Raw genomic sequence first — 26,953 nt, forward strand, 5'->3', positions numbered from 1 at the left:
GGCATGAGGTCACGATGGGGGCGGGGAGCTAGTCGAGGTTGGATGTGTCCAGCGGCGTCGAGTCGAGCCGTGGGGTCAAAGATCCTGTCCTCATGCGAGCCTTCGTCGATGCGGTTCGAGCCGCTTGATCGCCGACCGAGACAGATAAAGACAGAGTGAATGCGCAAAGCATCCTGACCCGCGATAAGACAGGACCGGCTATGTGACCTGCCGCGTCAGCTGCCGCCACCCGGGTCGGGGCCGGGCCAGTATTCTTACGAAGACGCTGCGGCACTGTGCCATCGCGGGAACGGATAACGATGACGACGGGTGGCTCCCGGCCGGGAGAAACTCGGCCGAAACGGCGGCTCCGACTGGCCTGGATCGTTCCCGCCGGTCTCATCGTCGTGGCCCTGATCGTGCTGGCGGCGAACGGGGTGCGCGCCCTGCCGGCGGTCGAGTCCTTCCTGCGCAACTACCCCGGCGTCTCCACCCACGCGGCAGCCACGCCGGTAGGAGTTCCGGCCTGGCTGGCCTGGCAACACGGGCTCAACGCCTTCTTCATTTTGTTCGTCATTCGCACCGGATGGCAGGTGCGCACGACCAAACGCCCGTCCATCTTCTGGACGCGCACGAACACCGGGCTGCTCCGCACCAGAAATCCGCCGATTCGGATCACCCTCGACCTCTGGCAGCACATCGTCTTCGACACCCTGTGGGTGATCAACGGCATCCTCTTCTACGTTTTGTTGTTCGTGACCGGTCAATGGCTGCGCGTCGTGCCCACGAACTGGGACATTTTCCCCAACGCGATATCGGCCGGGCTGCAGTATGCCTCGCTCGACTGGCCGACTGACTCCGGCTGGGTGCACTACAACGCCCTGCAACTGCTCAGCTACTTCGTCGTGGTCTTCATCGCGGCACCGATCGCACTGGTGACCGGCCTGCGCATGTCACCGGGCCTGTCTGCGCGGTTTCGCAGGCTCGACCACGTCTTTCCCCTGCCCGTGGCTCGCAAGCTGCACTTCGCGGTGTTGATCTTCTTCGTGGCATTCATCGTCGTGCACGTGACCCTCGTGCTCAGCACCGGCGCTCGCGCCAACCTCAACCACATGTATGCGGCGCGCAACGACACGGGCTGGCTCGGCGTCTGGATCTTCGTCAGCGCACTGCTGGTCACGGCCGCAATCTGGGTCGGCGCGCGTCCCGCCGTCGTGCGTGCGATCGCGGCGCGAAGCGGCCGCATCATTCACCGCAAGCGCTAAACCGGTTCCACTCTCGACGCGAGTACGTCTCGGCTGAGCATGGCTGCGCCAGCCACAGCCGCCGGCATGACGATGACGGCCGCGCCCGGAATCAGGAACAACAGGTAGGTGAGCACGCCGAAACCTAGGCTGCGCGGGCGGCGCGCGCGCAGCATCCGCTTGCGTTGGGTGAGCGTGAAGCCGCGGGCGTCGAAAGCGAAGCCGGTGAGTTCGAGAGTGAGAATCCAGCCGCCGAACAGCGCGCCGAGGACGAGGGCGAGCAGCTGGCCGAGGCCGGGTATCAGGCCGCAGACCAGAAGCAGCAGAGCGACCCCGACGGCCAGGCCAACCAGGCGCAGGGCGTCGGCCACCGCGCGCAGAATGCTGCGCAGCAGGCCGCGTGCGGGTTCGACGGGCGCGTCGCCGAGGCTGGTCTCGACCTCGCGCCAGATTCGCGCATAGAAGGGGTCGCCGACAGTGAGCGTTACCGCCACGAAGGTATATGCCAAGAGGAGAATACCGGCAGCCGCGACGGTCGCACCGGCCACGACCCGCATGCCGGTGCGCCAGGGCTCCCCCCAGCCGCTCGCGAACGGACTGATCGCCACGGCGATGGCCTGGAGATTGACGAGGAGCAGCACGATGCCGGCGAGGTAGACGATGCCGACGATAAAGGCCGGCAGGGCGCCGAGCAGCATGAGGCGCGGTGAGGTTCCCCACATTCTGAGGCCGCGGCCGAGAAAACCGGCCCCGACGAAGAACTCGCGGGTGGCGGTGGGACGGGTTGAAGGCGGCACCCCCACACCCTAACCCGCCGGTGTCGGGTCCCCGCGAAACCGGGGACCCGCCTCACTCAGGCCATCTGCGGAAAACCGAGGTCGATCTCCGAGGTGGCCGGGTCGGGCCAGCGGGTCGTGACGACCTTGCCGCGGGTATAGAAACGGATGCTCTCCGGTCCATACATATGCGCGTCACCGAACAGCGAGTTCTTCCAGCCGCCGAACGAGAACGATCCGACCGGTACCGGTATGGGCACGTTGATGCCGACCATGCCGGCTTCGATCTCGAACTCGAACTGCCGAGCAGCCCCGCCGTCCCGCGTGAACAGGGCCACACCGTTGCCGAACTCGTGCTCGTTGACGAGTTTCACGGCCTCGTCGAAGGTGTCAACGCGCACGATCGACAGCACCGGGCCGAAGATCTCATCGTCGTAGACCTTCATCCCGGGCGTGACGTGGTCGATCAGGCTGACACCGAGAAAGAACCCGTCACTGTCGAACTTCTGTGCCCGGCCGTCGACGACCATGGTGGCGCCGGCCGCCTCGGCGCCGGCCAGGTAGGACGCGACCCGATCGCGGTGTTCTCCGGTGATCAGCGGGCCCATCTGCGAGGTCGGATCGGTTCCCGGGCCGACCCGGAGTGTCGTCATGCGCGTCTTGATCGCGGCGACGAGGTCGTCGGCGATGCCGCCGACGGCCACGAGCACGCTCACGGCCATGCAACGCTCCCCGGCGGATCCGTACGCGGCGTTGATTGCGGCATCCGCTGCCATCTCCAGGTCGGCGTCCGGCAGCACGACCATGTGGTTCTTGGCGCCGCCGAGTGCCTGTACCCGCTTGCCGTTGCCGGCAGCCCGGTTGTAGATGGACTTGGCGATCGGGGTGGAGCCGACGAAGCTGATGGCCTTGACCGCCGGGTTGTCGAGCAGTTCGTCGACGGCCTCCTTGTCGCCCTGCACGACGTTGAGCACGCCGGCCGGCAAGCCGGCCTCCGTGAAGATCTCGGCGATGAAAATAGCGGATGAGGGGTCTTTTTCACTGGGCTTGAGGAGCACCGTGTTGCCGCAGGCGAGGGCGCTGCCGATCATCCACAGCGGCACCATGGCCGGAAAGTTGAACGGGGTGACGCAGGCGACGACGCCGACGGCCTGGCGCACCGAGTGCACGTCGATTCCGTGGGAGACCTGCTGGGAGAAGTCGCCCTTGAGCATGTGCGCGAGGCCGGTGGCGAATTCGATGTTCTCGAGCCCGCGGGTGATCTCGCCGGCCGCGTCGGAGAGTACCTTGCCGTGCTCACTCGTCAGAATTGCGGCGAGCTCGCTCGTGCGCTCGGCGAGCAGCTCGCGCACCTTGAAGAAGATGGCCGTGCGCTTGGCTAGCGTGCTGGTGCGCCACTCGGGCAGGGCCGCCTGGGCCGATTCGATGGCGTCGATCACGACCGCGCGGGAAGCCAGCACGACCTGTTTCTCCTGCACGCCGGTGGCCGGATTGAATACGGGGCCAAATCGTTCGGACGACTCGACTCGCTGCCCGTTGATGTAGTGGGGAATTGTTTGCATGGAAGAGCTCTCTCTGGTGGATGACATGGTTCAGGCGTGCAGGGAGCCGTCGACGAGTTTGACGATCATGGAGCAGTCCTTGCCGCCCTCGCCCTCATCGATCAGGCGCTGAAAGAGTTCGGCGACGTGTTCGCCGATCTCGAGCGGCGTGTCGGTGGCGCGGGCGGCGACGATCGCCAGCCCGATGTCCTTGCTCGCGAGCGTTGCGGTGAAGGTCGGGGCGAAATCCCGGTTGGACGCGGCCGTCGCGACGACATCCTTGATCGGATACCAGGTGCGCAGCGCCCAGCTGTCACCCGACGAAACGGATGCGATATCCCAGAACACCTGCTTGTCCAGTCCCAGCCGCTCGGCCAGAACAGCGCCCTCCGCCGTTGCGGCGAGGTTGATGAACAGCATGAGATTGTTGCAGATTTTCGCGGCCTGGCCGGTCGTGGCGCCACCAGTCGGAATGATGTTCGCCGCCATCGGCTCGATGAACGTGCTGGCGTCAGCGACGGCATCCGCAACGCCTCCGATCATGAAGGTGAGGGTTCCGGCGGTGGCGCCGCTCATGCCGCCGGAAACCGGGGCGTCGACGAAGCGAAAGCCGGCCGCCGCTGCGGCATCGTGCAGGGCCTGGGCGGTCTCGATGTCGATCGTCGACGAGTCCACCAGCAGGGTGGCCGGATCGGCCGTGGCCAGCACGCCGTCGTCGCCGAAGTACACAGCACGGGCGTGTTCACCCTTGGGCAGCATGGTGAAGACGACGTCGGCGCCCGCGACGGCTTCGCTGATGCTCGCGACGGCGGTGACCCCCGCTGTGACGGCCGTGGCGACGGCATCCGGATTCAAATCGAACCCGCGCACCTCATGGCCGGCGGCCACCATATTGGCGGACATGGGCCCGCCCATGTTGCCCAACCCGATCCATGCGACTACTGACATTCGAAGCTCCTTTGCTTTGTGTCCCTCCACCCTCGCAGCCGGATAGAGTGCAATCAAGGCAATATTTCACAGGGGGTATGTGCGCAGATGCACACGCTCGAAAGGATGCGATCCGTGAGTTCACACCAGCTTCCGAGCCCGAACGATCTGCTCGTGCTGCTCACCGTGGCCAGGCTGGGGCGCTTCAACGCGGTCGCCGAGGCGCTCGGCACCACCCACACGACCATCTCGCGGCGCATCCTCGCACTCGATGCGGAGCTGGGCGGCCGCACGCTCGAGCGCAGCCCGCATGGCTGGGAGCTCACCGAGCTGGGCCGGCACGCGGTCAGTGCTGCCGAGGCGATCGAAGACCGGCTGGGCGCGCTCGCCACGGCTATCAGCCAGACCGACCCGCTCTCCGGGCTGCTGCGCATCAGCACCATCGACGGATTCGGGGCGGAGATCGTCACGCCAGCCCTCGTGAAACTGCAGCAGAGCCACCCGCGAATCAATATCGAGATGTTCAGCGCCACCCGCAAGGTGAGCCAGAACCGGTCGGGCGTCGACCTTGAGATCGTGGCCGGCCGCAACGATGTCAACAACGCACAGGCGATGTTTCTGACCAACTATTTTCTGCGGTTGTACGCCAGCCGCGAGTATCTGCTTGGCCGCGGCGCGCCCCGCACGCTCGACGACGTTGCGTTGCACAGTTTCGTGTCGTACGTCGAGAGTGCCCTGCTCGTGACCGACCTGGGCTATCGCTCCTCCGAGCTGCCGGAACCGGCCACGACCTTTCAGGCCACCAGCCTGTTCGCCCAGTTGGAGGCGGTGCAGGCCGGCGCCGGAATCGGACTCCTGCCGAACTTTCTCGTGCACGACCGGCCGGAATTCGTGCCTGTGTTGCGCGCAGACTTTCAGCGTCAACTGCCCATCTGGGCCGTCGTGCGGGCCGAATCGCTGCGCTCGCCCGTGGTGCGCGCCGCCATCGAGGCAATCACGCTGGAGATCGCGAATCGACCGGCCGCCTTCAGCGAGTGACTTACAAGCGGATGCCCCGCCGGAGCGAAAAAGGGCGGCCCGATCCGTGGGATCGGACCGCCCGCTACGCGCTACCGGCGACCGACCCCGGCGAGGTCGGCCTGGGCGGCGCGATCGGCCGATTCGGCGGCATCCGCTGCGTCAATGTCGTGCAGGGAGAGCCCGCGCGTTTCCTTGAGGGTGAGCACCACGAGGGCCGTGATCAGGCACGCGGCTGCGAGGTAGATGGCTACCGGCACCGAGGACTCGAAGGTGGAGAGCAGGCTCACGGCGATGATCGGGGCGATCGAGCCCGCGATGACCGAGGTGACCTGGTAGCCGAGGGAGACGCCGGAGTAGCGCATCCGGGTGGGGAACATTTCGGCCATGATGGCGGGCTGGCCGGCGTACATGAGGGCGTGGAAGAGCAGGCCCACCATGATCGCGACAATGATGATGAAGTCGTTCGCGGTGTCCATCAAGGGAAAGGCGAAGAATCCCCAGGTGCCGGCGAGCAGGGCGCCCACGAAGTACACCGGGCGCCGGCCGACCCGGTCGGAGAGGTGTCCGACCAGCGGAATGACGACGAAGTGAATCGCGTGGGCGATGAGCAGAAGGAGCAGAACTCGAGAGGTGTCCATCTGCACGATGATCTTCAGATAGGTGATCGAGAAGACCACGACGAGGTAATAGAGAATGTTCTCGGCGAAGCGCAGGCCCATCGCGGTGAACACCCCGCGCGGATAGCGGCGGAAGACCTCGACAATGCCGTAACCTTTGTCGCCGGCGACGACCTCTTTCTGCGCCTTGAGAAAGATGGGGGCATCGCTGACCTTGGTACGAATGTAGTAGCCGACCAGCACGATGACGGCGGAGAGCCAGAACGCGACGCGCCAGCCCCAGCTCAGGAAGGCCTCATCGGACAGGGTGGAGGCGAGCACGAACAGTACGGCGGTGGCCAGCAGGTTTCCCATCGGCACCGCGGACTGCGGCCAGCTGGCCCAGAATCCGCGCGACTTCGGCGGGCTGTGCTCGGCGACGAGCAGCACCGCACCGCCCCATTCGCCGCCGACAGCGAAGCCCTGGATGAAACGCAGGAGCACGAGCAACACCGGTGCGAGGTAGCCGATCTGCTGGAACGTCGGCAAGCAGCCCATCAGGAAGGTGGCGACGCCGACGAGTACGAGGCTGAACTGGAGCAGGCGTTTGCGGCCGAACTTGTCGCCAAAGTGTCCGAAGACGATGCCGCCGATGGGGCGGGCCAGGAAGCCGACGGCGTAGGTGGCGAAGGCCGCGATGATGCCCTCGAGTTCGGTGCCGGCGTTCGGAAAGAACAGGGTGCCGAAGACCAGGGTGGCGGCGGAGGCGTAGAGAAAGAATTCGTACCATTCAACGACCGTGCCGGCCATGGAGGCCGCGACGACCTTTTTCAGTCCGGACGTCTGCACGTCGTTTCGGGTATCGGATCTGGTCGTGCTCATAGGATTTCCCCTGGTGTCGTCATTGACACAACGTGCGTGCACGTCGTCTGGCTGGTCTTAGCTTGCGCTTCGCGTTGGTGGCTGTCAAAGACGATTCGCACAGGGGCGACGTGCAGAAATGCACACGGTGGCGCGGCGAACGAACGCGGCACGGTTATTCTCGAAGGAACAACAGTGAGGTGGGGCAACAGTGACGCACGCGCATCCGCTGCACGTCGACGTTGAAGTAGCGTGCCTGTGCTGCCTCGCGCCGCAGCCGTTTCACTTCACGTCGCTGAGCGACCAGGTGGTCTGCTCGCTCTGCGTGCACCACATCGGGGCCGAGAAATCCGAGCGCCGGGACCTTGAGCATGTGCGATTGTGGGCCGCGCGCTGGGCATCCTCCGAGACCGCCCACGCCGACTACATCGCCGAAACGGATGCCTTACTCGTCGGCCGGGACAAGGACCTGACCGCCCTTCGCGACCAGGTCGCCGAGCTCAGCGCCATCGTTGCCGGCCAGTTCACGGCCGGGATCGAGGGGGTGCGGAGCCTGTTGCAGAATGACCTGGTCAAGCGTGCTGAACGCAACACCGAACTGGCCCGGCGGCAGATCGACTGGGCCATGGCCGGCATCTGGCGCATCGAAGCGCTGCACCACGACGCGGCGGCGCAGAAGTGTTCCTGCGGCCGCACGGCGGGCAGCTGCGACGAGAGCGCCGCGATCGACCCGCTCCGGCAGACGCTGCTCGACTGGGAGAAGAAGAACGTGGCGCTGCTGCAGGGCGGCCGGCGGCACGGACTGCCGGCGGATCATCCCGCGGTGCTGGCCCAGCGCATCCGCTGAATCAGTGAGCGCTGACCGGAGCGCTCTCGACCGCGTCGCCGAGCGGCGGGCGCCGCACGAGGAATGCAGCTGGAATGGCGAACAGCGAGATGATCGCGCCGCACAGGAAAGCACCGCGAATTCCGGAGGCCGTCGCCGAGATCTCGGAGACGCCCTGAGCCATGAGGGCGGCCGACTGCGCGGTCATCACGGCGATGAACAGTGCCGTTCCGACGGCGCCGGCGAGTTGCTGGATGGTACCGACGACCGCGCTGCCGTGCGAGTACAGGCTCGGCTTGAGAGAGCCGAGGCCCGACGTGAACAGCGGCGTGAAGAGCAGCGAGAGGCCGGCGCTCATGCCGACGTGGGCGATTAGGAGCATCCACGGCGGGGTGGTCTGCCCCATCATGGTCATCGCCCAGAACGCGGCGCTGACGATGATCGATCCGGGAACCAGCAGGATGGTCGGGCCGCGACGGTCGTAGATGCGGCCGACGAACGGCGCAAGCAGCCCCATGGTCAGGCCACCGGGCAACAGAATCAGGCCGGTTTCGAGGGCCGTCAGGCCGAGCACGTTCTGCATGTACAGCGGCAGCAGAATGATGGTGCCGAACAGGGCGAGCATGCTGATGCTGAGCATGGAGATCGAGAGGGTGAAGGTAGGCGAGCTGAACACGCGCAGGTCGAGCAGGGCCCGATCGGTGCGCTGCAGCTGAAGCTGGCGCAGCACGAACAGGGCCAGGGCGACCAGGCCGATGCCGAGCGGAATCCAGCCGGCAGCGGATGCCCCACCTAGGTTGCTGAGGCCGTAGACGAACCCGCCGAAGCCGAAGGCCGAGAGGATGACGGAGAGCACGTCGAGCGGCAGCTTGCGCGGCGTCGTCACGTTCTGGATGCGCGAGGCACCGAGGATGAGGGCGCCGATGGCGATCGGCAGTACGAGAATGAACATCCAGCGCCAGTCGAGCACGCTGAGAATGACGCCGGAGATGGTCGGGCCGATGGCCGGGGCGACCGAGATGACGATGGAGATGTTACCCATGGTTTTGCCGCGGGAGGCCGGTGCGACGAGGGTCATTACGGTGGTCATGAGCAGCGGCATCATGATGGCCGTTCCGCTGGCCTGCACGATGCGGCCGACCAGCAGCACCTCGAATCCGGGCGCGAGCGCGGCGATCAGGGTGCCGGTGCTGAACAGTGTCATCGCGGCGATGAAGACCGGCCGGGTGTCGAAGCGCTGGATGAGAAAACCGGTGATCGGAATGACCACGGCCATGGTGAGCATGAACGCCGTCGTCAGCCACTGGGCGGCGGTGGCCGTGATACTGAGGTCCTTCATGAGGTGCGGCAGCGCCACGCCCATGATGGTCTCGTTCAAAATGACGACGAATGCCGAGACCAACAGCAGCCGAATCACGAGCTGGTTGCGCCTGGCGTCGGGGTGTTGTGCGGCCTCGGTGATCGTGTCGGTGGCGGCTGGTGCGGTCATTACTGGTCCTGACGGTCGTGCGAAAAGGGGATGTGCCACAAACGTCACGCGAAAATGAGCGGCCGCCCGCCCCGTAGGTCCCCCGGGCCAGCTCGCTGTGTGCGCCTCTAGGTGCAGCGTTTTGCAGGGTGTGAATTATTCCTGAGTCACAGAATTAGTGGGGATGCCGCGCATCGCGACGCGACCCGCCCTGGTCGCAAACAGGTCACGCAGTCGACCGATGCCCGGATCCGCGTTCAGGGACTGCCGCACGACGACGAAGTCGAGTCGGTAGACGGGATTCTCGAGCGGATGAAGCGTGACCGAGTCGGGCAGCTGCCCGACGGTGAGTTCCGGCACGAGGGCGACGCCAACCCCAGCGCCGACGAGAGCGAGGATCACGGAGAAATCGGTGGCCTCGGCGACAGACCTGGGCGCGAAGCCGGCCACTCCGCAGGCGCGCTGCACCATCTCGTGGCAGGACCACGCCGCGTGCGGCACGACCCAGTCGTGGCCGCTGAAGTCGGCCAGCCCGGTGCGGGCGATCGACGGGAAAGCGGCGACCCGATAGGTACCCGCCGAACCGCCCCTCGACGCGATCATCTCCAGTTCGGCGACCGACAGCAGATCGACGATGTCGTTGCCGGCCGGGGTGAGGGTGAGGGTTCGACCGTGTCGTTCGGTGAGGGTGAGCCCCCACCTCGCGTTCGAGCGCGGCGAGTTGCATCGAGGCCCCGGGGCCGTGAGGTGTGCAGTTCGCGAGCAACGGCGGCGATGGTGCCGAGTCGGTGAAGCTGGGCGAGCATCCGCAATTTTCTGACGTCTAACACCCATGTCATTTTTACGTAACGCGGCAGTAAAAGTAAATACATATTCGCACTGGAGCGGGCCGTGCTCGAGGACTGGGTTCTCCTCGAGTGTTTCTGGCCGGCCTCGGCGTTGTCGTGCTGTGGGCGAGCGCGTTTCCGGCCATTCGGGTGGCCGCGCCCGAGCTCGGGGTGGCCGGACCGTCCCTGGCCCGCCTCGACGTCGCGGCCGTCGCCCTCGCACTGCTCGAACCCGTGCTCAGGGTGTGATTGCCGGCCCGGCGCGACCTGCCGGTCCGGTACCGTGAAGCAACAAATATCCCGCTCTCGCGTTATGGGAGGCGGAGCCTCAGATAGGGGGCGGTGCGGCTCGTGGGGTGGGCGGCCACTGTCGCCGGGGTGCCAGCGGCGATGATCTGGCCGCCCTGGTCGCCACCGGAAGGGCCGAGGTCGATCACCCAGTCGGCGGCGGCGACCACGTCCATCTCGTGTTCGACCACAACGACCGTGTTTCCGGCATCGACGAGGCGCCCGAGCTGCTGCATGAGCAGCTCGACGTCGGCCGGGTGCAGGCCGGTCGTCGGCTCATCGAGCAGGTAGAGGGTGTGGCCGCGGCGCGCTCGTTGCAGCTCCGTGGCGAGCTTGATGCGCTGCGCCTCCCCGCCGGAGAGCTCGGTGGCCGGCTGCCCGAGGCGCAGATAGCCAAGGCCCACCTCACGCAGGGTGTCGAGGCTGCGTGCGGCGACGGTGACGTCTTCGAGAAAGAGGAGTGCGGCATCCACTGTGAGGCCGAGAACTTCGGCCACGTTCTTGCCGCGGTAGCTGACCTCGAGGGTTTCGGGGTTATAGCGCGACCCGCCGCAGTCGGGGCAAGGCGCGTAAGTGCCCGGCAGAAAGAGCAATCCGACCGCCACGAAACCCTCGCCGAGGCAGGTTTCACAGCGGCCGCCAGCCACGTTAAACGAGAACCGGGAGGTGGTGAAGCCGCGAGAACGGGCCTCGTCGGTGGCGGCGAAGGTAGCCCGCACGGCGTCGAACAGGCCGGTGTAGGTGGCGAGGTTGGAGCGCGGCGTGCGCCCGATCGGCTTCTGGTCCACCTGCACCAGCCGGTCCACGGCGTCGAGCCCGGTGACCGTGGGCAGGTCGGAGCGCTCGGCCAGCTCGATCTCAGCGTCGGGGTCGCCGAGGTCCAGCACCGGCACATCGTCGGGGTCTGGGTGCAGGTGACGACCGACGGCTTCGGCGAGCACCTGGCTGACCAGGGTCGACTTGCCAGACCCGCTGACGCCGGTGACCGCCGTCAACACCCCGAGCGGAATCTGCGCGTCGATACCCTTGAGGTTGTGCCGGGTTACGTCGGTCAGTCCCAACCAGCCAAGCGGATGCCGCAGCTCGCCGCGCGCCACCGGCTCGCGTTCCGCAGCAAACAGGTATTCGCGGGTGACTGACATCTCGACTTCGGCCAGTCCGCCTGTCGGCCCGCTGTAGAGCACCTCACCACCGCCCTCGCCGGCTCGGGGGCCGACGTCGACGACCCAGTCGGCGCTCCGTACGACATCCATATTGTGTTCGACCACGAAGACCGAGTTGCCCGAGAGTTTGAGCTGCTCGAGCACGAGCAACAGCGGCTCGGCATCTGCCGGGTGCAGGCCGGCCGAGGGCTCGTCCAGCACGTAGATGACCCCGAACAAGCCAGAGCGCAGCTGGGTGGCGATGCGCAGCCGCTGCATTTCGCCCGGAGACAGTGTCGGGGTGGAGCGGCCGAGGGCCAGATAGCCGAGGCCGAGTTCAAGCAGCACGTCGATGCGGCGCAGCAGGTCGCCGGCCAGGGTGACGGCTACCTCCGTCGACGCGGCGTCAGCAACGATCGGCCGCAGCACCTCGGCGAGAGCCGTCATCGGCAGCGCGTTGAGCGCGGCAATCGACTGCCCGGCCACGGTTACGGCGAGGGCTTCGGGCTTGAGGCCGCTGCCGGCGCAGTCCGGGCAGGGGCCGGTATCGACATACCGCAGCACCCGCTGCCTTACATTCGCGCTTTTGCTGTCGGCCAGGGTGTGCAGCACGAAACTCTTCGCGCTCCAGAATCGGCCCTGATACGGCTTGGCGATGCGGTCACGCTGCGGCACAACCTCGACCACCGGTTGTTCTTCGGTGAACAGAATCCAGTCGCGGTCGGCGCGGGACAGTTCCTGCCAGGGACGGTCAATGTCGTAGCCGAGCACGGCGACGATGTCGCGCAGGTTCTTGCCCTGCCAAGCGCCGGGCCAGGCGGCGATAGCGCCGTCCCGAATGCTGAGGGTGGCGTCCTGCACCATCGACGCCTCGCTCACGGTGTGCGCCATGCCGAGGCCGTGGCAGCGCGGGCAGGCGCCCATCGCGGTGTTCGGGCTGAAGGAGTCCGATTCGAGGCGACCGGCGGCATCCGCTGGGTATATGCCGGCACGGGAATACATCATGCGCAGCGAGTTCGAGAGGGTGGTGACCGTACCCACACTCGAGCGGGAACTCGGTGTTCCGCGGCGCTGCTGCAGGGCAACGGCCGGCGGCAGCCCGGTGATCTCGTCGACGTGCGGGGTGTGTCCCTGCTGAATGAGGCGGCGGGCGTAGGGCGCGACCGATTCGAAGAATCGTCGTTGGGCCTCAGCGAAGATGGTGCCGAAAGCCAGCGAGGACTTGCCGGAACCAGACACCCCGGTGAAGGCGACGATGGCGTCCCGGGGCACGTCGACGTCGACATTGCGCAGGTTGTTTTCGCGGGCACCGCGCACCCGCACGAACCCATCACCGAGTGCGGCGGGGTTGTCTGGCTGGTCTGAGGTCATCTGATTGGAATCGTCGCTAAGCACCCAAACAACAGTACGTTGCTTGCGTGTGCGGTGCCCGGTTTCCGGCGGGTCAGATCGAGGTGGCGTCCTCGACCTGACCGACGAGCTCCTCGATGATGTCCTCGAGAAAGAGCACTCCGGTCACGGTGCCGTTCGCATCGAACGCGGTAGCGACGTGGGCGCCCAGGCGGCGCATCGAGGCGAGTGCGTCCTCGAGTTCGCTGTCACACGAAACGGATGCGAGGCGGCGCAACCGTTTTCCCGGCACCGGCTCGGTGAAGCTGTCGCCGCCGGTGAGGTCCAGGACGTCTTTCAGGTGCAGGTAACCGCTTGGCTGCCCGTCGTCGTCGGTCAGAATGTAGCGGGAGAAGCCGTGGCGGCCGACCGCCTGCTGGATGTCGGCCGGGGAGGCGGTCGATGGCAGGCAGACCATGGATTCGATGGTCACCTGCACGTCGGTCACCTTCTTCGACGTGAACTCAAACGCTGCACTGAGTGTGCCCGAGGCATCCTGCAGCATGCCCTCGCGGGTGGACTGCTCCACGATGCTCGCGACCTCGTCGAGGGTGAACGCGCTTGTCGCCTCGTTCTTGGGCTCGACCTTGCACAGGCGCAACACCCCGTTGGCCAGCCAGTTGAGGCTGAAGATGATTGGGTTGAAGACGCGGGCGACGAACACGAGCGGCGGCGCCAAAATCAGGGCGGCCCTTTCGGGAACGGAGAACGAGATATTCTTCGGAATCATTTCGCCGAAGACCACGTGCAAAAAGGTCACCAGGACGAGCGCGAAGGTGAACGCGATCGTACTGATCATGCCTTCAGAGAGGCCGGTACCCGCGAGCGGGAATTCGAGCAGTCCGTGGATGGCTGGCTCGGAGACGTTCAAGATAAGCAGCGAACACACCGTGATGCCGAGCTGGCTGGTGGCGAGCATCAGGGTCGCGTGTTCCATCGCCCACAGGGTGGTCTTGGCCGCTTTGCTGCCCCGTTCGGCCAGCGGCTCTATCTGGGAGCGCCGAGCCGAGATCACAGCGAACTCGGCACCGACGAAGAACGCGTTCACGACCAGCAGCACGACGAGCCAGGCCAGGCCGGGGAGGTACGCGGTTAAATCGGCGCTACTCATGGATCAGGTCTTTCTTGATTTCAGTCACGATTCGGTCGTGTGTGGTGGTCAGGCTGGGATCGGTCTCGGGATTAGCGGGCGTATAGCGGATGCGGTGCACGCGCACGCCGTCGACGCGGTCGATGCGCAGCACGCCGCCGTCGATGGCGACCTCGTCGCCGAGTTCGGGAATGCGGTCGAGCTGGTCGGCGAGGAATCCGCCGACCGTGTCATAGCCCCCGTCATCGGGGATGGTGACGCCGGCGCGGTCGAACAGTTCGTCGGGGCGCAAGGCGGCGTCGAAGACGACCGAGCGGCCGGAGCGGACGACGCCGGCCTTGGCCCGGTCGTGTTCGTCTTCGAGTTCACCGACTAGTTCTTCGACCAGGTCCTCGAGGGTGACGATGCCGGCGGTTCCGCCGTACTCGTCGGCGACGACGGCGATCTGGAATCCCTGCTGGCGCAGAGCGGCAAGCAGGGAGTCGACGCCCATGGTCTCGGGAACGCGCAGGGCGTCCACCTTCAGGTCGGAGGCGGTGACTGTGGCACGCTCACTCAACGCGACAGCGAAGGCCTGTTTCACGTGCAACACCCCGACGATGTCGTCGGAGTTCTTGTCGATCACCGGAAACCTCGAGTAGCCGCTGGTCGTCGCGAGGCGCACAATGCTCTCGGCGGAGTCGGTGACGCGGACGGAAGCCATGCGCACCCGCGGGGTCATGACATCGGCGGCGGAGTGCTCGGAGAAGCGCAGGGTACGGTGCAGCATAGCGGCGTGGTCGTCGTCCAGCACGCCTTCGAGGGCGGAGCGGCGCACCAGAAAGCTCAGCTCTTCGGCGCTGCGGGCACCGGAGAGTTCTTCTTTTGGCTCAATGCCGAACCGACGAATGATCGCGTTGGCCGTGTTGTTGAAGAGCAGAATGACGGGTTTGAACACCGCTGTGAATGCGGCCTGGGCCGGCACCACGATCTTTGCCGTCGCGAGCGGTACGGCGAGGGCGAAGTTCTTGGGAACGAGTTCGCCGATCACCATGGAGAACAGCGTCGCGAGCGAGATCGCCACGATGGTTCCCACCAGCGGCACGATGCCGGTAGGCACACCGACGCTCGTCAGCGGCCCGCTGAGCAGTGAGCGGATGGCCGGCTCGAAGGTGAACCCGGTCAGTAGCGTGGTGAGGGTGATGCCCAGCTGGGCGCTCGATAGGTGCGTCGAGGTGATCTTGAGCGCTTTGATGGTCGGACCGAGGCGTTTCTCGCCACGATCACGCCGAGCTTCGAGCTCATTGCGGTCGAGCGTGACGAGGGCAAACTCGGAGGCTACGAAAATTCCCGTTCCGACGGTGAGGAGGAGTCCTGCGCCCACCATGATCCACTCATACATGTTGAGGTCCTCTCAGTGAAAGAGGCATGTCGGTGGTGGTGGGCGAGGGTTTATGCGAGGGAGGGTCTTCCATTGTGCTTATAAGGCTATAGACGGATGCTGGCAAACTGCCTGCCCGCCGCGTTTCGGTCGCGCACGGGCACCGCGTCCGGGCTGCGGGCCTTGGCTGTCCGGGTGTGCGTGCGTAAACGCGGAGAAATTCGAGTTAGCGGCGCATTCCGACTGGGGTGGCCTGTATCGGGGCGAATCTCCGCAGTTGTGCACACTCGCCCTATGACACGACGGGTTCGACGACCTCTTCTGGCAGTTCGCGCAGCACGACCTTCATGATCTTGCCGGTGGCCGTGCGCGGCAGGGCGTCAACGAAGGTGACGTAGTCGGGCACCTTGAATGCCGCGATCAGGTAGCGAGTATGCGTGAGCAGGTCGACCTCGGTCACGAGGGCGTCCGGGCGGAGCACGACGTAGGCCTTGGGCCGCTCGCCCCACTTCGGATGCGGCATGCCGACCACGGCGACGTCGAGCACAGTCGGATGGGTGAGCATGGCGTTTTCGACCTCGATCGTCGAGATGTTCTCGCCGCCGGAGATGATGATGTCCTTGGCGCGGTCCTTGATCTCGATGTAGCCGTCCGGGTGCATGACGCCGAGGTCGCCGGTGTGGAACCAGCCACCGCGAAAGGCATCCGCTGTGGCCTGCGGGTCTTTGAAGTAGCCGAGCATGATGTTGTTGCCGCGCAGCACGACTTCGCCGATGGTCGCGGCGTCGGCCGGAACGTCGGTCATGGCCGAGTCGACGATGCGAGCCGATTCGGCCTGCACCATGCCCACTCCCTGGCGGGAGATCTTGCGGGCACGTTCGTCGGCGGGCAGGTCATCCCACTCGCGCTGGTATTCGCAGATCGTGTACGGACCGTAGACCTCGGTGAGGCCGTAGACGTGCACGACCGTGATGCCGAGGGCGTCGAGCTGTTCGATCACGCTCGGCGACGGCGGGGCACCAGCTGTGGTGATCGAGAGCGGCGTCTCGAGCACGTGCTTCATGGGAGCGTTGGCGATCACGCCGCACACCGTGGGGGCGCCACACAGGTTGGTCACGCCGAGGGTGTCGATGGCCGACCAGACCGATTCGGCCCGCACCGTGCGCAGGCAGACGTGGGTGGCACCGGCCGCGGTGACCGCCCAGGGTGTGCACCAGCCGTTGCAGTGGAACATGGGCAGCGTCCACAGGTAGACGGAGTCGCTCGTAAACTTGTTGTGGAACACCTCGCCGAAGGAGTTGAGGTATGCACCGCGGTGCGAGTACATGACGCCCTTCGGCTTGCCCGTCGTGCCCGAGGTGTAGTTGATCGAGATCACCGATCGCTCGTCGGAAACCTCCCAGGCCAGCGGCTCGGCGGAGTCGTTGTCGGCATCGGCCAGAAAGGACTCCAGCGTCTGCTGGCCCACATCGAGTCCGCTCTCGGTGATGCCGAACTCGCCGTCGGCGATTTCGATCACGCCCTTCAGGGCAGCGGATGCCGCGAAAGCGTCACCGACACCGGCGACCAGTTCGGCGTCAATGAACAGCAGGGTGGCCTCTGAATGCTCGAGGACGTAGTGCACCTCCGGCCCGGCCAGCCGTGAGTTCAGCGCGACGAGCACGCCGCCGGCCAAGGGCACGGCGTAGTGCGCGATGAGCATCTCGGGTATATTCGGCGCGAGGAATATGACCCGGTCGCCAGGCGTGATGCGCGAGCGGATGGCGTGGGCCAGCTCCTCCGCAGCCTGCGAAAATTCCTGGTAACTGTAGCGACGAGATCCGTAGATGATCGCATCCTTGTTTGGGAATACTTCAGCGCTGCGCTGCAGGAACCGCATGGGTGTGAGCGGTGAGTCGTTGGGTGAGTTTGTGGTTCTCAGGGTCAGGTCGATCATGCGGGACTCCTTTGTCCGAAAAGATGATGCAAGCGAAAGCTCGTGCAGGTCGAACCTAGTGGAAGGCGCTGACCCCGGTCAGGTCGCGACCGATGAGCAACGACTGGATGCTCTCGGTGCCCTCGTAGGTGTGGATGGACTCGATGTCGGCAAGGTGCCGAATGACGTGGTTCTCCAGCAGGATGCCGTTGCCGCCGAGCATGTCGCGGGCGAGGGAGGCGAGCGAACGCGCAGCGCGGGTGTTGTGGAACTTGGCGAGGCTGGCCTGGATGGGCCGCAGGGTGCCGGCGGCGTCCAGTTCGGCCAGCCGAATACAGTGCAGCTGCATCGAGGTGAGCTCGGAGAGCATGAGGGTGAGCCGCTCCTGAACGATCTGAAAACCGGCAATCGGCTTGCCGAACTGCACGCGCTGCTGCGCATAGTTGAGGGCAGCCTCAAACACGGCTGTGGCGTGACCGAGCGCCGACCAGGCGACCCCGAGCCGGGTCGCGAACAGAACGACTGCCGTGTCTTTGAAGGTGTGGGTGCCGGGCAGAACAGCGTCGAGGGGAATCCGCACATCGGTCAGGGTGATGCGCGCCTGGTGTACCGCGCGCAGCGAACCTTTGCCGAGCATCGTCTCGCCGCGGTAGCCGGGCAGGGCCTGGTCGACCAGGAAGCCGCGTACATTGCCGTCGTCGTCGCGGGCCCAGACCACGGTGACGTCGCCGACCGAGCCGTTGCCGATCCACTTCTTCTCGCCGTTGATAACCCATTCGTCGCCGTCGCGGTGTGCGGTGGTCTCGAGGCCCACCGAGTCCGAGCCGTGGTCGGGTTCGGTCAGGGCAAAGGCACCCAGCTTCTCGGCGCGGGCCAGCGGCACCAGCCAGGTGGCCTTTTGCTCGTCGCTGCCGAACATGGCGATACTGCGCAGGGCGAGCCCGCCCTGCACGGCCACGACGGTGCCCATCGAGCCGTCGCCGCGGGAGATCTCCATGTTCACCAGGCCGGCCGCGAGCGGGGACATGGGGGTGAGGCCCGGCCCCTCGACTCCGTCGGTGAGCAGATCGAGTTCGCCCAGGCGGCGAGCCAGGTGCAACGGGTACTCCGCCTTGTCCCAGGCCTCGCTCAGCTCGTCGAGGGTCTCCACCGCGAAGGTGCGAGCCCGGCTCCAGAACGCTCGATCAGCTTCGGGCACATCGGCGAAAACACCGTAGTAGTCGGTGTCGAGCGGGGCGGAGACATCGTAATCGGGCATCATTGCCTTTCGCAATAGCAGGTGTGACTTCAGTTCTATCTGACACTGAGTCTCACGTCAAGTGACACTTGGTGTCAAATTGCTGTGGATCGAAGTCGGTTCTCGATCACGCGGGCGACGTCTGCCGGCAGGGCAGAGGCGGAAAAGACCGCGACGAGCAGCTCGCTCGCGCCCCTGGCCGATTCGCCGACGGGTGCAAAGCGATTGCGCACGGCGTGCAGCTGCGCCGCCAGACCGGCCGAATCGAGCACCGCGCTGGCGTCGATGGCGCGAATCATGCGCCGCAACTCGAAGTTGTGCGTGGCCGTGACGGCCGCCGCAAATTGAATCGCCACCACCGGGTCGACACCCGGCAGACAGCGGCGCAGATAGGCCGAGAACGTTTTCTCGTAGCGGGACACCATCACCGTTTCGCGGTCGCGCAGAACGGATGTCTGGCGCACGACCAGGTCGCGCACCCGCACGATCTCGAGGCGCTCCCGAAACCGCTCGAATACGAGCGCGGCCGCATCGCAGACGGCCAGCCAGGGGTCGGGGTGCTCTGTGGCGAAAAACTCGTCGATCTGCTCGAGCAACTCGTCGTGGTCGGCGAAGATCACATCGTCTTTCGAGCGGAACTGACGAAAGAAGGTGCTGCGGGAGACGCCAGCGGCTGCGGCGATCTGCGCGGTACTGGTGGCTTCGTAGCCCTGGGCCTGAAACAGGCTGACAGCGATGTCGGCGACGGCCACGCGGCCGCGGGCATCCGTTTGGTGGGGGGCCGAATCGCGCGCGCGATCTGTGGACGCGGTGGGTGCAGACGGATCAGACATGGTCTGGCGAAAGTAGCACGGAATGAGGTGGGCGGACGCCGGGGAGTGCCGGCCCAAAGTGGACGGGGCCCAGGCCCCGTCCGTGGGCCCAGTTTATAGCCTGGGCCCCGGGACCGGGCCTGGGCCCCGTCCCAGTGGAAGGCGGGCGGGGGGACGGGTGAATGCACAAGGTTTCCATAAGGCCTACATCGCACTCTTACAGCATTCGCTCACCCTGAAGAGATAGGTGCGTCATGAGCAGGTTCGAAGGTCAAGGAATCGTTCGCAGCACGAGAAATACNTGCGTCATGAGCAGGTTCGAAGGTCAAGGAATCGTTCGCAGCACGAGAAATACAACCGGAATGCGAGGTAGCCCACCGCCCAACGGCGTTGGAAGACCGAAGAGCGCCTTCCGCAGGACCACTCGCATGGTCGCGGCCGGTATGGCCGTCGTGCTCTATGCTGTGCTCGGACTGTCCACCGCGATCACCGCCACGGCGGCCGTTGCGCCGGTCGGCCAAGGGTTCACGGTCACCACGTCTGACCTCGCCTACATTCTCAAGCAGATCAAGATTGCTGAGGCTCACGCCGCAACGGCAACGCCGGCGAACCCCTGCGGAACCCTGGTCGGCAGCGGCCCCAACCAGATTCCCGACCGGTTGTCGTCCTACGGACTGCGCACCGTCGACGGATCGTGCAACAACCTGATCGCCGGCCGCGAGACCTATGGCGCAGCGGATCAGTTGTTTCCGCGCCTCACGACACCGATCTTCAACGACGCTGACCCGATCACATCGAGCTTCCCCGTCGGTGCCCCTGGTCCGACTAGCTACAAGCAGAAGTCGGGCTCTGTCGTTGACTCCCAGCCCCGCGAGATCAGCAACCTGATCGTGGATCAGACCGCCACCAATCCCGCAGCGGTCGCTGCCGCCGGGTTCCCGGTGCGTACCCAGAACGCGGTCGGCAAGTTCCCGTGCACGACCGACCCTGACCTGACCGTTGATCCGCCGGTCGTGGGCGTTCCTGCAGGTTGTGTGCCCAAGTACGAGACCCTGTTCATTCCGAACGTGACGACCGATGTTGGCCTGTCGCCGCCGTACAACTCGCTGTTCACGCTGTTCGGTCAGTTCTTCGACCACGGCGTCGACCAGACAGTCAAGGGCGGCGGTACGGTGTTCGTGCCGCTGCAGGCGGATGACCCGCTCATTGCCGGACCCGACCATAATTTCGCCACCACGGCCGACAACCTCGACCCGAACCTGCGCTTCATGGTGCTGACCCGGGCGCAGAACCAGCCCGGCGTTGACGGCGTGCTCGGAACCGCCGATGACGTGCAGGACGCGGCCAACACCGACTCGCCCTATGTCGACCAGTCGCAGACCTACACCTCGCACCCGTCACACCAGCTGCTCCTGCGCGAGTACACCAACAACGCTGCAGGCAAGCCGGTCAACACCGGTCGGCTGCTCGGTGGCCTGGCCGGTCCCACGGCCGGTGGCATGGCGACTTGGGCAACGGTCAAGACGCAGGCCAAGGACCTGCTCGGACTGCTGCTTCAGGACAAAGACGTGCTGAACATCCCGCAGATGGCGGTTGACCCCTACGGCAACTTCATTCCCGGCCCGGCCCGTGGCCTGCCCATGTACGTCACACCGACCGGTATGGTCGAGGGCGACATCGCAAATGCTGTCGCGGTGCCAGCCAACGCCATCTATTTCCACACCCCGTTCCTGACCGATATCGCGCATAACGCCGACCCGAGCCCGCAGGATACGGACCACAACCCGGCCACACCGCCGGTTGCCCCGACGCCCGACGTGAACACGACGGCCACCGCCGATTTCGCCAGCCAGCCGGCCGGAACCTACGATGACGAGATGCTCGACCTGCACTTTTGTGCCGGAGACGGTCGCGTCAACGAGAACATCGGCCTGACCAGCATTCACCAGGTCTTCCACTCCGAACACGACCGCCTGGTCGAGGAATTCAAGACCACCCTCACCAACGACGGCACCGTTAAGGGCGTTGCCGCCCTGGCCGAGTGGAAGCTGGCTGCGGGAGCGGGTGCTGGTGTGGGTAGCTGGAACGGCTCGCGCCTGTTCCAGGCCGCCCGGTTCGTCACCGAGATGGAATACCAGCACCTCGTCTTTGAGGAGTTCGGTCGCAAGGTGCAGCCGCTCATTCAGCCGTTCCACGTCTACCACACCGATTTGGACCCGGCCATCAAGGCGGAGTTCGCCCACGCGGTGTACCGCTTCGGCCACTCCATGCTGACCGAGACGATCGCGCGCACCAACGAGAACGGCTCCGGCAACGACATCTCGCTGCTCAAGGGCTTCCTGAACCCGATCGCCTATACCGACGGTGGCCCTGCTGGGCCGCTGACTTCTGAACAGGCAGCGGGAAGTGTGATCATGGGCATGAGTGACCAGGTGGGCAACGAACTCGACGAGTTCGTCACCGACACCCTGCGCAACAACCTGCTCGGTCTGCCGCTCGACCTGGCGACGATCAACATGACGCGTGCCCGCTCAGAGGGTGTGCCAGCGTTGAACGAGGTGCGGCGCCAGATTCACAACGCAACCGGTGACGGTCAGCTGGCTCCCTACACGAGCTGGGCTGATTTCGGTCAGCACCTCAAGCACCCGGAGTCGCTCATCAACTTCGTGGCTGCCTACGGCACCTACCCGACCATCACCGCCGAAACCACGATGGCTGGAAAGCGTGCCGCGGCCAAGGCAGTCGTCGACCCGGGCGTCGGGATATCCCCGAGCGCCGAAGCCATCGACTTCATGAACAGCACCGGTGCCTACGCAACCGCGGAGTCCGGTCTGAACATGGTCGACCTGTGGGTCGGTGGTCTCGCGGAAAACACCAACCTGTTCGGTGGTCTGCTGGGAAGCACGTTCAACTACGTGTTCGAGAACCAGATGACCGACCTGCAGAACGGTGACCGGTTCTATTACCTGAACCGCACCCCCGGAATGAACCTGCGATCGCAGCTCGAGGGCAACTCCTTCGCTGAGATGATGATGCGCAACACGGATGCTTCCAGCCTGAAGGCCGACTCGTTCGCCACCGCAGACTGCAAGTTCCAGCTCGCCAACCTGGCCGGCACGCCTGCCGGTTATGCGGCGACGGGTGCGAGCGTGACGGATGACCCCGCCACGACGGACTGCAACGAGAACCTATTGCTGTTGCGCAAGCCGGACGGGACCATCCAGTACAAGGCGGTCAACTCGGTCGACCCGGTCGGCATCAACGGCCAGTCGGTCTACAACGGCACCGCGGGCGTCGACCGGGTCGCCGGCGGCAACGACAACGACACCTTCCTTGGCAACGAGGGCGATGACGTGATCGAAGGCAGTGGCGGCGACGATATCGCCCTGGGCGGCATCGGCAACGACCGCTTGACGGACTCTGCCGGAGCCGACGTTTCCAAGGGTGGTCCGGGTAACGACTACATCAACACCGGTATCGGCAACGACATCATGATGGGCGGTGACGGTCAGGACTTCACCAACGGCGGAGCCAACGACAACGAGACCTTCGCCGGACCCGGCAATGACTTCGTGAGAAGTGGTGATGGTGCAGACGCGACCTTCGGTGACGGTGGCGATGACTGGATCCAGGGTGGTTCAGGCCAGGACCTGCTGATCGGTGATCACAGTGCGCCCTTCTTCAACGACCCCGCTCAAACCGCTCCCGGCAACGACATCTTTGTCGGCCAGGTCGGCGAGAACGACTACGACGCCGAGGGTGGCGACGACATCATGACCAGCAACGCAGCCATCGATCGGTTCGCTGGTTCAGCCGGGTTCGACTGGGCTAACCACCAATACGACACGGTGGCGGCCGACGATGACATGAACATCAACAACAACCTCATCGGAGTTCCGCTGCCCGCCGTGGTCAACCGTGACCGCTGGCAGGAAGTGGAGGCCAACTCGGGTTCCGCGTTCAACGACGTGATCCGTGGTGACAACGCAGTGCCCAGCACCGTAGGTGGTGCCGGCTTCAGTGGCTGCGACGTGCTCGACCAAACCGGCATTGACCGGATCAGCGGCCTGAGCGACCTTGTCTCGTCGTCGATGTTGACCGTCCCGCTCGCGGGAGTGGAAGCGTTGTCCCCGATGGGTGTCTGCCCGCTCGTTGGCAACGTCTGGGGCGATGGCAACATCCTCCTCGGCGGCCTCGGCAGTGACTCGCTCGAGGGGCGCGGCGCCAACGACGTGATCGATGGCGACCGGTACCTGCAGATTCGCATCAGCGTGCGTGATGACGCCGGTGTCGAAATCGGCAGCACCGACCTGATGGAGCGCCCGTACCTGGCTGGCAGCACCCACACCCTGGAACAGGATGTCGCTGCCGGAGTGGTGAACCCGGGCAACCTGGTCGCGGTTCGGGAAATTATCACTCCCACCGCTGCTCAGTCGGCTGGCAACATCGACTCCGCAGTGTTCTCGGGCCTGACCAGTAACTACGAGGTGACCACCCTGAATGCCGACGGCACTCCAGGCATCTTTGGAGCCGCCGGAACGGTTACCACGGTGCTTGACAACCGCGGCACCGATGGTACCGATACCCTGCGCAACATCGAACGCCTGCAGTTCAGCGACACCGTAGCTCCGGGAGCCCCCACGGCCGTCAACGCAGTTGCCGGTGATGCAACGGCCACCGTGGACTGGGTCGCATCGCTCGTCGGCATCCCCACCGGCTTCTCGGTGAAGGTGCTTGACGCGGCGGGAACCCAGGTCGGTGCGCTGCGCACCGCGGTCGGAACCGCATTCAACCTGGTTGTCACCGGGCTGACCAACGGCTCCACTTACACCTTCCAGGTGTCGGCGAGCAACGCGGAAGGAACGAGCGCATTCTCGGCTTCGTCCAATGCGGTGACACCGTCGGCACCTGTGGTCGCGGGCGCTCCGACGATCGGGACTTCGGTCGCCGGTAACGCGCAGGTGACGGTGAACTGGGCCGCCCCGGCGCCGGTGGCCAATGCGGCACCGATCACGGGCTATGTGGTTCGCACCTTCATCGGTGCGGGCACCACGCCCACGGGCACCACGACGGTGGCTAATGTCACCACCGCGGTCATCGGGTCGCTGACCAATGGCACCGGATACACCTTCGATGTCGCCGCTATCAATGCGGTCGGCACCGGAGCGGCATCCGCTCGATCGGTCGCGGTCACGCCGCGCACGGAGTTCGTGCTGCCGACAGTTACGGCGCGCACGCCGGCATCGGGCGCTCGTTCGGTCAGCCAGACCGGCAACCTGACGGCAACGTTCAGTGAAGCGGTCACGGGAGTCAGCGGCACGACGTTCGTGCTGCGGCTCGGCACCACGGTGATCCCCGCCACGGTGTCGTACAACGCCACGACTCGTGTCGCGACGCTGAACCCGAACGCAACCCTGCTCGCCGACCGCAGCTACACGGCCACCCTCTCGGGTATCCAAGATGTGGCGGGCAACACGATGGTGGCCAGTTCCTGGACCTTCATCACCGGACCGGCCCCGACGATCCTCACGAGGACTCCCGCAGCGGGAGCCACCGGAGTGCGCCGCAACGCCAACGTGACGGCGACCTTCAGTGAGGACATCACCGGAGTCAGCGCCACCACGGTTCGGATCACCCGGGTCTCCACGGGAGCGGTCATCACCTCGGTTGCGGCGTTCAACGCCACCACCAACGTGCTGACCATCAACCCCTCCGTGACCCTCGCCTCGAACGTTCAGTACCGGGTGGCCATCATCGGTGGCAACACGAGCGTTCGAGACCTGGCGGGCAACCCGCTGGTGACGGCTACGTGGACCTTCACGACCGGCACTGTGCTCTAACCGAACACCAGCAACACGAAGTCGGCCGGCGATTGGATCTCAGTCGCCGGCCGGCTGTCCCCACATTTTGCCGTACAACGAATATCAGTAGAAAGCCTTGAGGAGAGGTCATGACATCACGCAGGGAAGTTTTGCAATTGGGCGCATTCGGGGCGCTCGGTCTGGTCGGAATGGAGGGAAATGACAACGTAGTTCCGACCGTCCCCCTGATCACCCAGAGCCAGCTCGCCCCGCAGAACATGCCGGTGCCCTACGCTGGTGTCTTTCGCCGGCCCCCTGTGCTGGCACCGTATAAAACCGGTTTTGACAACGGTGATCCTTCGCGTCCCTTCGCCTACTACTCGCTCACCGAGAAGCTCGGACAGGCCCAGTTCGTACCGGGCCTGTCCACCACCGTGGCCGGTTACAACGGCATGTTTCCCGGCCCCACCATTCGGGCCGCGCAGGGCACTCGCTGCGAGGTACGCATCCGCAATGCCCTCCCGGCTCAGGGTCTGCTGCACGCCAACGCCTTCCGCACGGTCACGCATCTGCACGGCTCGGCCTCGCTGCCGCAGTACGACGGCTATGCCAACGACTACACGTCTCCCGGTTATGTGAAGAACTACCATTATCCGAACTGGCAGACCGCGCGCACCCTGTGGTACCACGACCACAATCACCACCTCACCGCACAGAACGTGTATTCCGGCCTGGCCGGGTTTTACCCACTGTCGGACGCTCACGAGCGGGCCCAGCTGCCGCAGGGTGAATTCGATGTGCCGCTCATGATCTCGGACGTCATGTTCAACGCCGACGGGTCGCTCGGCTACAACGACAATTCCCACAATGGTCTGTGGGGCGACATCGTGATGGTCAACGGGGTTCCGTGGCCGACCATGAAAGTCAAGCCACGTATTTACCGTTTTCGGGTGCTGGTCGCGTCGATCTCCCGCTCCTTTCGGCCCACACTGTCGACTGGCGACCCGATGTACGTGGTCGGCACCGACGCTGGCATGGTACCCCGCGTGCAGGCGGTCGCCTCGTGGCGGCAGGGCACGGCCGAGCGATACGAGATTCTGATCGATTTCAGAAAGTACCGGGTCGGGCAGACCATCGACCTGAAGAACCTGAGCAATAAGAACAATGTCAATTTCGTGAACACGGACAAGATCATGCGGTTCGAGGTCGTGGCCGATTCCGGTTCGAGTGCGGGCAGTATTTCGGCGATCCCGGCCACCCTGGACGACGGAGGCGCGCTTAATCTGAGCCGCGGCGGCATCGCGACCATGGACCTGACCCCCGCCATGGCCAAGGCCAAGCGTGAACTGAGGGTGGAGAAGGCCAACGGCGTCTGGAAGATCAACGGCGTCACCTGGGACGACGTCGCGGCCTCACGGTTCACCAAGTTGTTCGCCAATCCGCAGCCCTACGATGTGGAACAGTGGACCATTATTAATGCCTCCGGCGGCTGGTTCCACCCGTTGCACGTCCACCTGGTCGACGCCAAGATCATCGCGCGCAACACCAACGGCGGCAAACCGTTCGCCTGGGAAAATGGCCCGAAAGACGTCTTCTACGCCGGCGAAAACGAATCGATCACCGCGCTCATGCAGTTCGACACCGGAGCGGATGCCGGTGGCCGCTACATGATCCACTGCCACAACCTCGTGCACGAGGACCACGACATGATGGTGCAGTTCGCGGTCGGCGACTACCGGGTGAACGACCCGATCAACTCCGATCCTTCCTACCCGGACACCATGCCGCCAGACTTCTACACCCCGGCGTACCTGCCGGGGACGCCAGCCGGCACCTGATGCTGCACGCGCCTCG

At 65.2% G+C, this 26,953-nt stretch carries 19 protein-coding genes; 7 read left to right on the plus strand and 12 right to left on the minus strand.

The annotated features are described in order from the left end of the window. The first annotated feature begins 44 nt into the window (after window positions 1–44). Entirely contained in the window at window positions 45–128 is an 84-nt protein-coding gene (locus CXY77_RS03795) for a hypothetical protein (protein WP_233197219.1), read from the plus strand. Between the two features lie 171 nt (window positions 129–299). Beyond that, a complete protein-coding gene (locus CXY77_RS03800; protein ID WP_092338476.1) occupies window positions 300–1,244 on the plus strand; it encodes a cytochrome b/b6 domain-containing protein in 945 nt (314 codons plus the stop codon). Here the strand turns inward: CXY77_RS03800 and CXY77_RS03805 are convergent. The 3 genes from CXY77_RS03805 to mmsB are packed head-to-tail and all read right to left on the minus strand — an operon-like array spanning window position 1,241 to window position 4,488. Then, window positions 1,241–2,020, minus strand: a complete 780-nt coding sequence (locus CXY77_RS03805) for an EI24 domain-containing protein (protein WP_092338478.1) — start codon at window positions 2,018–2,020, stop codon at window positions 1,241–1,243. The genes CXY77_RS03800 and CXY77_RS03805 overlap by 4 nt on opposite strands. Window positions 2,021–2,076: 56 nt before the next feature. Next, window positions 2,077–3,561, minus strand: a complete 1,485-nt coding sequence (locus tag CXY77_RS03810; protein WP_104089928.1) for a CoA-acylating methylmalonate-semialdehyde dehydrogenase — start codon at window positions 3,559–3,561, stop codon at window positions 2,077–2,079. A 30-nt stretch (window positions 3,562–3,591) separates the two neighbouring features. After that, window positions 3,592–4,488, minus strand: a complete 897-nt coding sequence (gene mmsB, locus CXY77_RS03815) for a 3-hydroxyisobutyrate dehydrogenase (RefSeq protein WP_092338481.1) — start codon at window positions 4,486–4,488, stop codon at window positions 3,592–3,594. A gap of 105 nt (window positions 4,489–4,593) precedes the next feature. Here mmsB and CXY77_RS03820 point away from each other — a divergent pair, with 105 nt between their 5' ends. Continuing rightward, complete coding sequence (locus CXY77_RS03820) at window positions 4,594–5,505, plus strand: LysR family transcriptional regulator (protein ID WP_092338787.1); 912 nt, start codon at window positions 4,594–4,596, stop codon at window positions 5,503–5,505. 71 nt (window positions 5,506–5,576) lie between these two features. On the opposite strand, the gene CXY77_RS03825 is transcribed toward CXY77_RS03820, so the two are convergent. Continuing rightward, window positions 5,577–6,965, minus strand: coding sequence for an MFS transporter (locus CXY77_RS03825; protein WP_104089926.1), 1,389 nt, complete (start codon window positions 6,963–6,965; stop codon window positions 5,577–5,579). Window positions 6,966–7,155: 190 nt separating this feature from the next. Between CXY77_RS03825 and CXY77_RS03830 the strand changes: the two genes are divergently transcribed. Then, the gene (locus tag CXY77_RS03830; RefSeq protein WP_092338484.1) at window positions 7,156–7,791 is read left to right on the plus strand and encodes a hypothetical protein; all 636 of its coding nucleotides are present in this window, start codon (window positions 7,156–7,158) and stop codon (window positions 7,789–7,791) included. Window position 7,792: 1 nt separating this feature from the next. On the opposite strand, the gene CXY77_RS03835 is transcribed toward CXY77_RS03830, so the two are convergent. Both CXY77_RS03835 and CXY77_RS03840 read right to left on the minus strand, forming a co-directional pair. After that, on the minus strand, window positions 7,793–9,259 hold the full coding sequence (locus CXY77_RS03835) for an MDR family MFS transporter (RefSeq protein WP_104089924.1): 1,467 nt from the start codon (window positions 9,257–9,259) through the stop codon (window positions 7,793–7,795). Between the two features lie 135 nt (window positions 9,260–9,394). Next, window positions 9,395–10,072: a LysR substrate-binding domain-containing protein gene (locus CXY77_RS03840; RefSeq protein WP_104089923.1), complete on the minus strand. Its 678-nt coding sequence runs from the start codon at window positions 10,070–10,072 to the stop codon at window positions 9,395–9,397. Between the two features lie 83 nt (window positions 10,073–10,155). Here CXY77_RS03840 and CXY77_RS03845 point away from each other — a divergent pair, with 83 nt between their 5' ends. Continuing rightward, a complete protein-coding gene (locus CXY77_RS03845) occupies window positions 10,156–10,314 on the plus strand; it encodes a hypothetical protein (protein ID WP_233197211.1) in 159 nt (52 codons plus the stop codon). Between the two features lie 62 nt (window positions 10,315–10,376). On the opposite strand, the gene CXY77_RS03850 is transcribed toward CXY77_RS03845, so the two are convergent. The 6 genes from CXY77_RS03850 to CXY77_RS03875 all read right to left on the minus strand — a co-directional run bounded on the left by CXY77_RS03850 (window position 10,377) and on the right by CXY77_RS03875 (window position 19,319). After that, window positions 10,377–12,866: an excinuclease ABC subunit UvrA gene (locus CXY77_RS03850; protein WP_104089921.1), complete on the minus strand. Its 2,490-nt coding sequence runs from the start codon at window positions 12,864–12,866 to the stop codon at window positions 10,377–10,379. 73 nt (window positions 12,867–12,939) lie between these two features. After that, window positions 12,940–13,995, minus strand: coding sequence for a hemolysin family protein (locus CXY77_RS03855; RefSeq protein ID WP_092338492.1), 1,056 nt, complete (start codon window positions 13,993–13,995; stop codon window positions 12,940–12,942). Next, window positions 13,988–15,355: a hemolysin family protein gene (locus CXY77_RS03860; protein ID WP_104089919.1), complete on the minus strand. Its 1,368-nt coding sequence runs from the start codon at window positions 15,353–15,355 to the stop codon at window positions 13,988–13,990. The genes CXY77_RS03855 and CXY77_RS03860 overlap by 8 nt, the downstream gene beginning before the upstream one ends. 271 nt (window positions 15,356–15,626) lie before the next feature. Continuing rightward, a complete protein-coding gene (locus tag CXY77_RS03865; RefSeq protein WP_092338496.1) occupies window positions 15,627–17,270 on the minus strand; it encodes an AMP-binding protein in 1,644 nt (547 codons plus the stop codon). Between the two features lie 55 nt (window positions 17,271–17,325). Beyond that, entirely contained in the window at window positions 17,326–18,510 is a 1,185-nt protein-coding gene (locus CXY77_RS03870; RefSeq protein WP_104089917.1) for an acyl-CoA dehydrogenase family protein, read from the minus strand. A gap of 71 nt (window positions 18,511–18,581) precedes the next feature. Continuing rightward, window positions 18,582–19,319, minus strand: coding sequence for a TetR/AcrR family transcriptional regulator (locus tag CXY77_RS03875; protein WP_092338500.1), 738 nt, complete (start codon window positions 19,317–19,319; stop codon window positions 18,582–18,584). Window positions 19,320–19,726: 407 nt separating this feature from the next. Between CXY77_RS03875 and CXY77_RS03880 the strand changes: the two genes are divergently transcribed. Together CXY77_RS03880 and CXY77_RS03885 are read left to right on the plus strand one after the other, a co-directional pair. Then, the gene (locus CXY77_RS03880) at window positions 19,727–25,138 is read left to right on the plus strand and encodes a peroxidase family protein (RefSeq protein WP_104089916.1); all 5,412 of its coding nucleotides are present in this window, start codon (window positions 19,727–19,729) and stop codon (window positions 25,136–25,138) included. Window positions 25,139–25,248: 110 nt separating this feature from the next. Beyond that, window positions 25,249–26,937 (plus strand): multicopper oxidase family protein, encoded by a 1,689-nt coding sequence (locus CXY77_RS03885; protein WP_104089914.1) that lies wholly within the window; start codon window positions 25,249–25,251, stop codon window positions 26,935–26,937. Window positions 26,938–26,953 lie beyond the last annotated feature (16 nt).

The sequence above is a fragment of the Cryobacterium sp. N21 genome (assembly GCF_002929575.1).
Taxonomy (GTDB): Bacteria; Actinomycetota; Actinomycetes; order Actinomycetales; family Microbacteriaceae; genus Cryobacterium; species Cryobacterium flavum.

Bases quoted from the DNA above. Each gene is read 5' to 3' on its own strand.
- CXY77_RS03840 (WP_104089923.1), bottom strand. From the start codon at position 10,072: ATGGGTGTTAGACGTCAGAAAATTGCGGATGCTCGCCCAGCTTCACCG.
- CXY77_RS03870 (WP_104089917.1), bottom strand. From the start codon at position 18,510: ATGATGCCCGATTACGATGTCTCCGCCCCGCTCGACACCGACTACTAC.
- mmsB (WP_092338481.1), bottom strand. From the start codon at position 4,488: ATGTCAGTAGTCGCATGGATCGGGTTGGGCAACATGGGCGGGCCCATG.
- CXY77_RS03865 (WP_092338496.1), bottom strand. From the start codon at position 17,270: ATGATCGACCTGACCCTGAGAACCACAAACTCACCCAACGACTCACCG.
- CXY77_RS03860 (WP_104089919.1), bottom strand. From the start codon at position 15,355: ATGTATGAGTGGATCATGGTGGGCGCAGGACTCCTCCTCACCGTCGGA.
- CXY77_RS03885 (WP_104089914.1), top strand. From the start codon at position 25,249: ATGACATCACGCAGGGAAGTTTTGCAATTGGGCGCATTCGGGGCGCTC.
- CXY77_RS03880 (WP_104089916.1), top strand. From the start codon at position 19,727: ATGGTCGCGGCCGGTATGGCCGTCGTGCTCTATGCTGTGCTCGGACTG.
- CXY77_RS03800 (WP_092338476.1), top strand. From the start codon at position 300: ATGACGACGGGTGGCTCCCGGCCGGGAGAAACTCGGCCGAAACGGCGG.
- CXY77_RS03835 (WP_104089924.1), bottom strand. From the start codon at position 9,259: ATGACCGCACCAGCCGCCACCGACACGATCACCGAGGCCGCACAACAC.
- CXY77_RS03850 (WP_104089921.1), bottom strand. From the start codon at position 12,866: ATGACCTCAGACCAGCCAGACAACCCCGCCGCACTCGGTGATGGGTTC.
- CXY77_RS03825 (WP_104089926.1), bottom strand. From the start codon at position 6,965: ATGAGCACGACCAGATCCGATACCCGAAACGACGTGCAGACGTCCGGA.
- CXY77_RS03855 (WP_092338492.1), bottom strand. From the start codon at position 13,995: ATGAGTAGCGCCGATTTAACCGCGTACCTCCCCGGCCTGGCCTGGCTC.
- CXY77_RS03820 (WP_092338787.1), top strand. From the start codon at position 4,594: ATGCGATCCGTGAGTTCACACCAGCTTCCGAGCCCGAACGATCTGCTC.
- CXY77_RS03810 (WP_104089928.1), bottom strand. From the start codon at position 3,561: ATGCAAACAATTCCCCACTACATCAACGGGCAGCGAGTCGAGTCGTCC.
- CXY77_RS03875 (WP_092338500.1), bottom strand. From the start codon at position 19,319: ATGTCTGATCCGTCTGCACCCACCGCGTCCACAGATCGCGCGCGCGAT.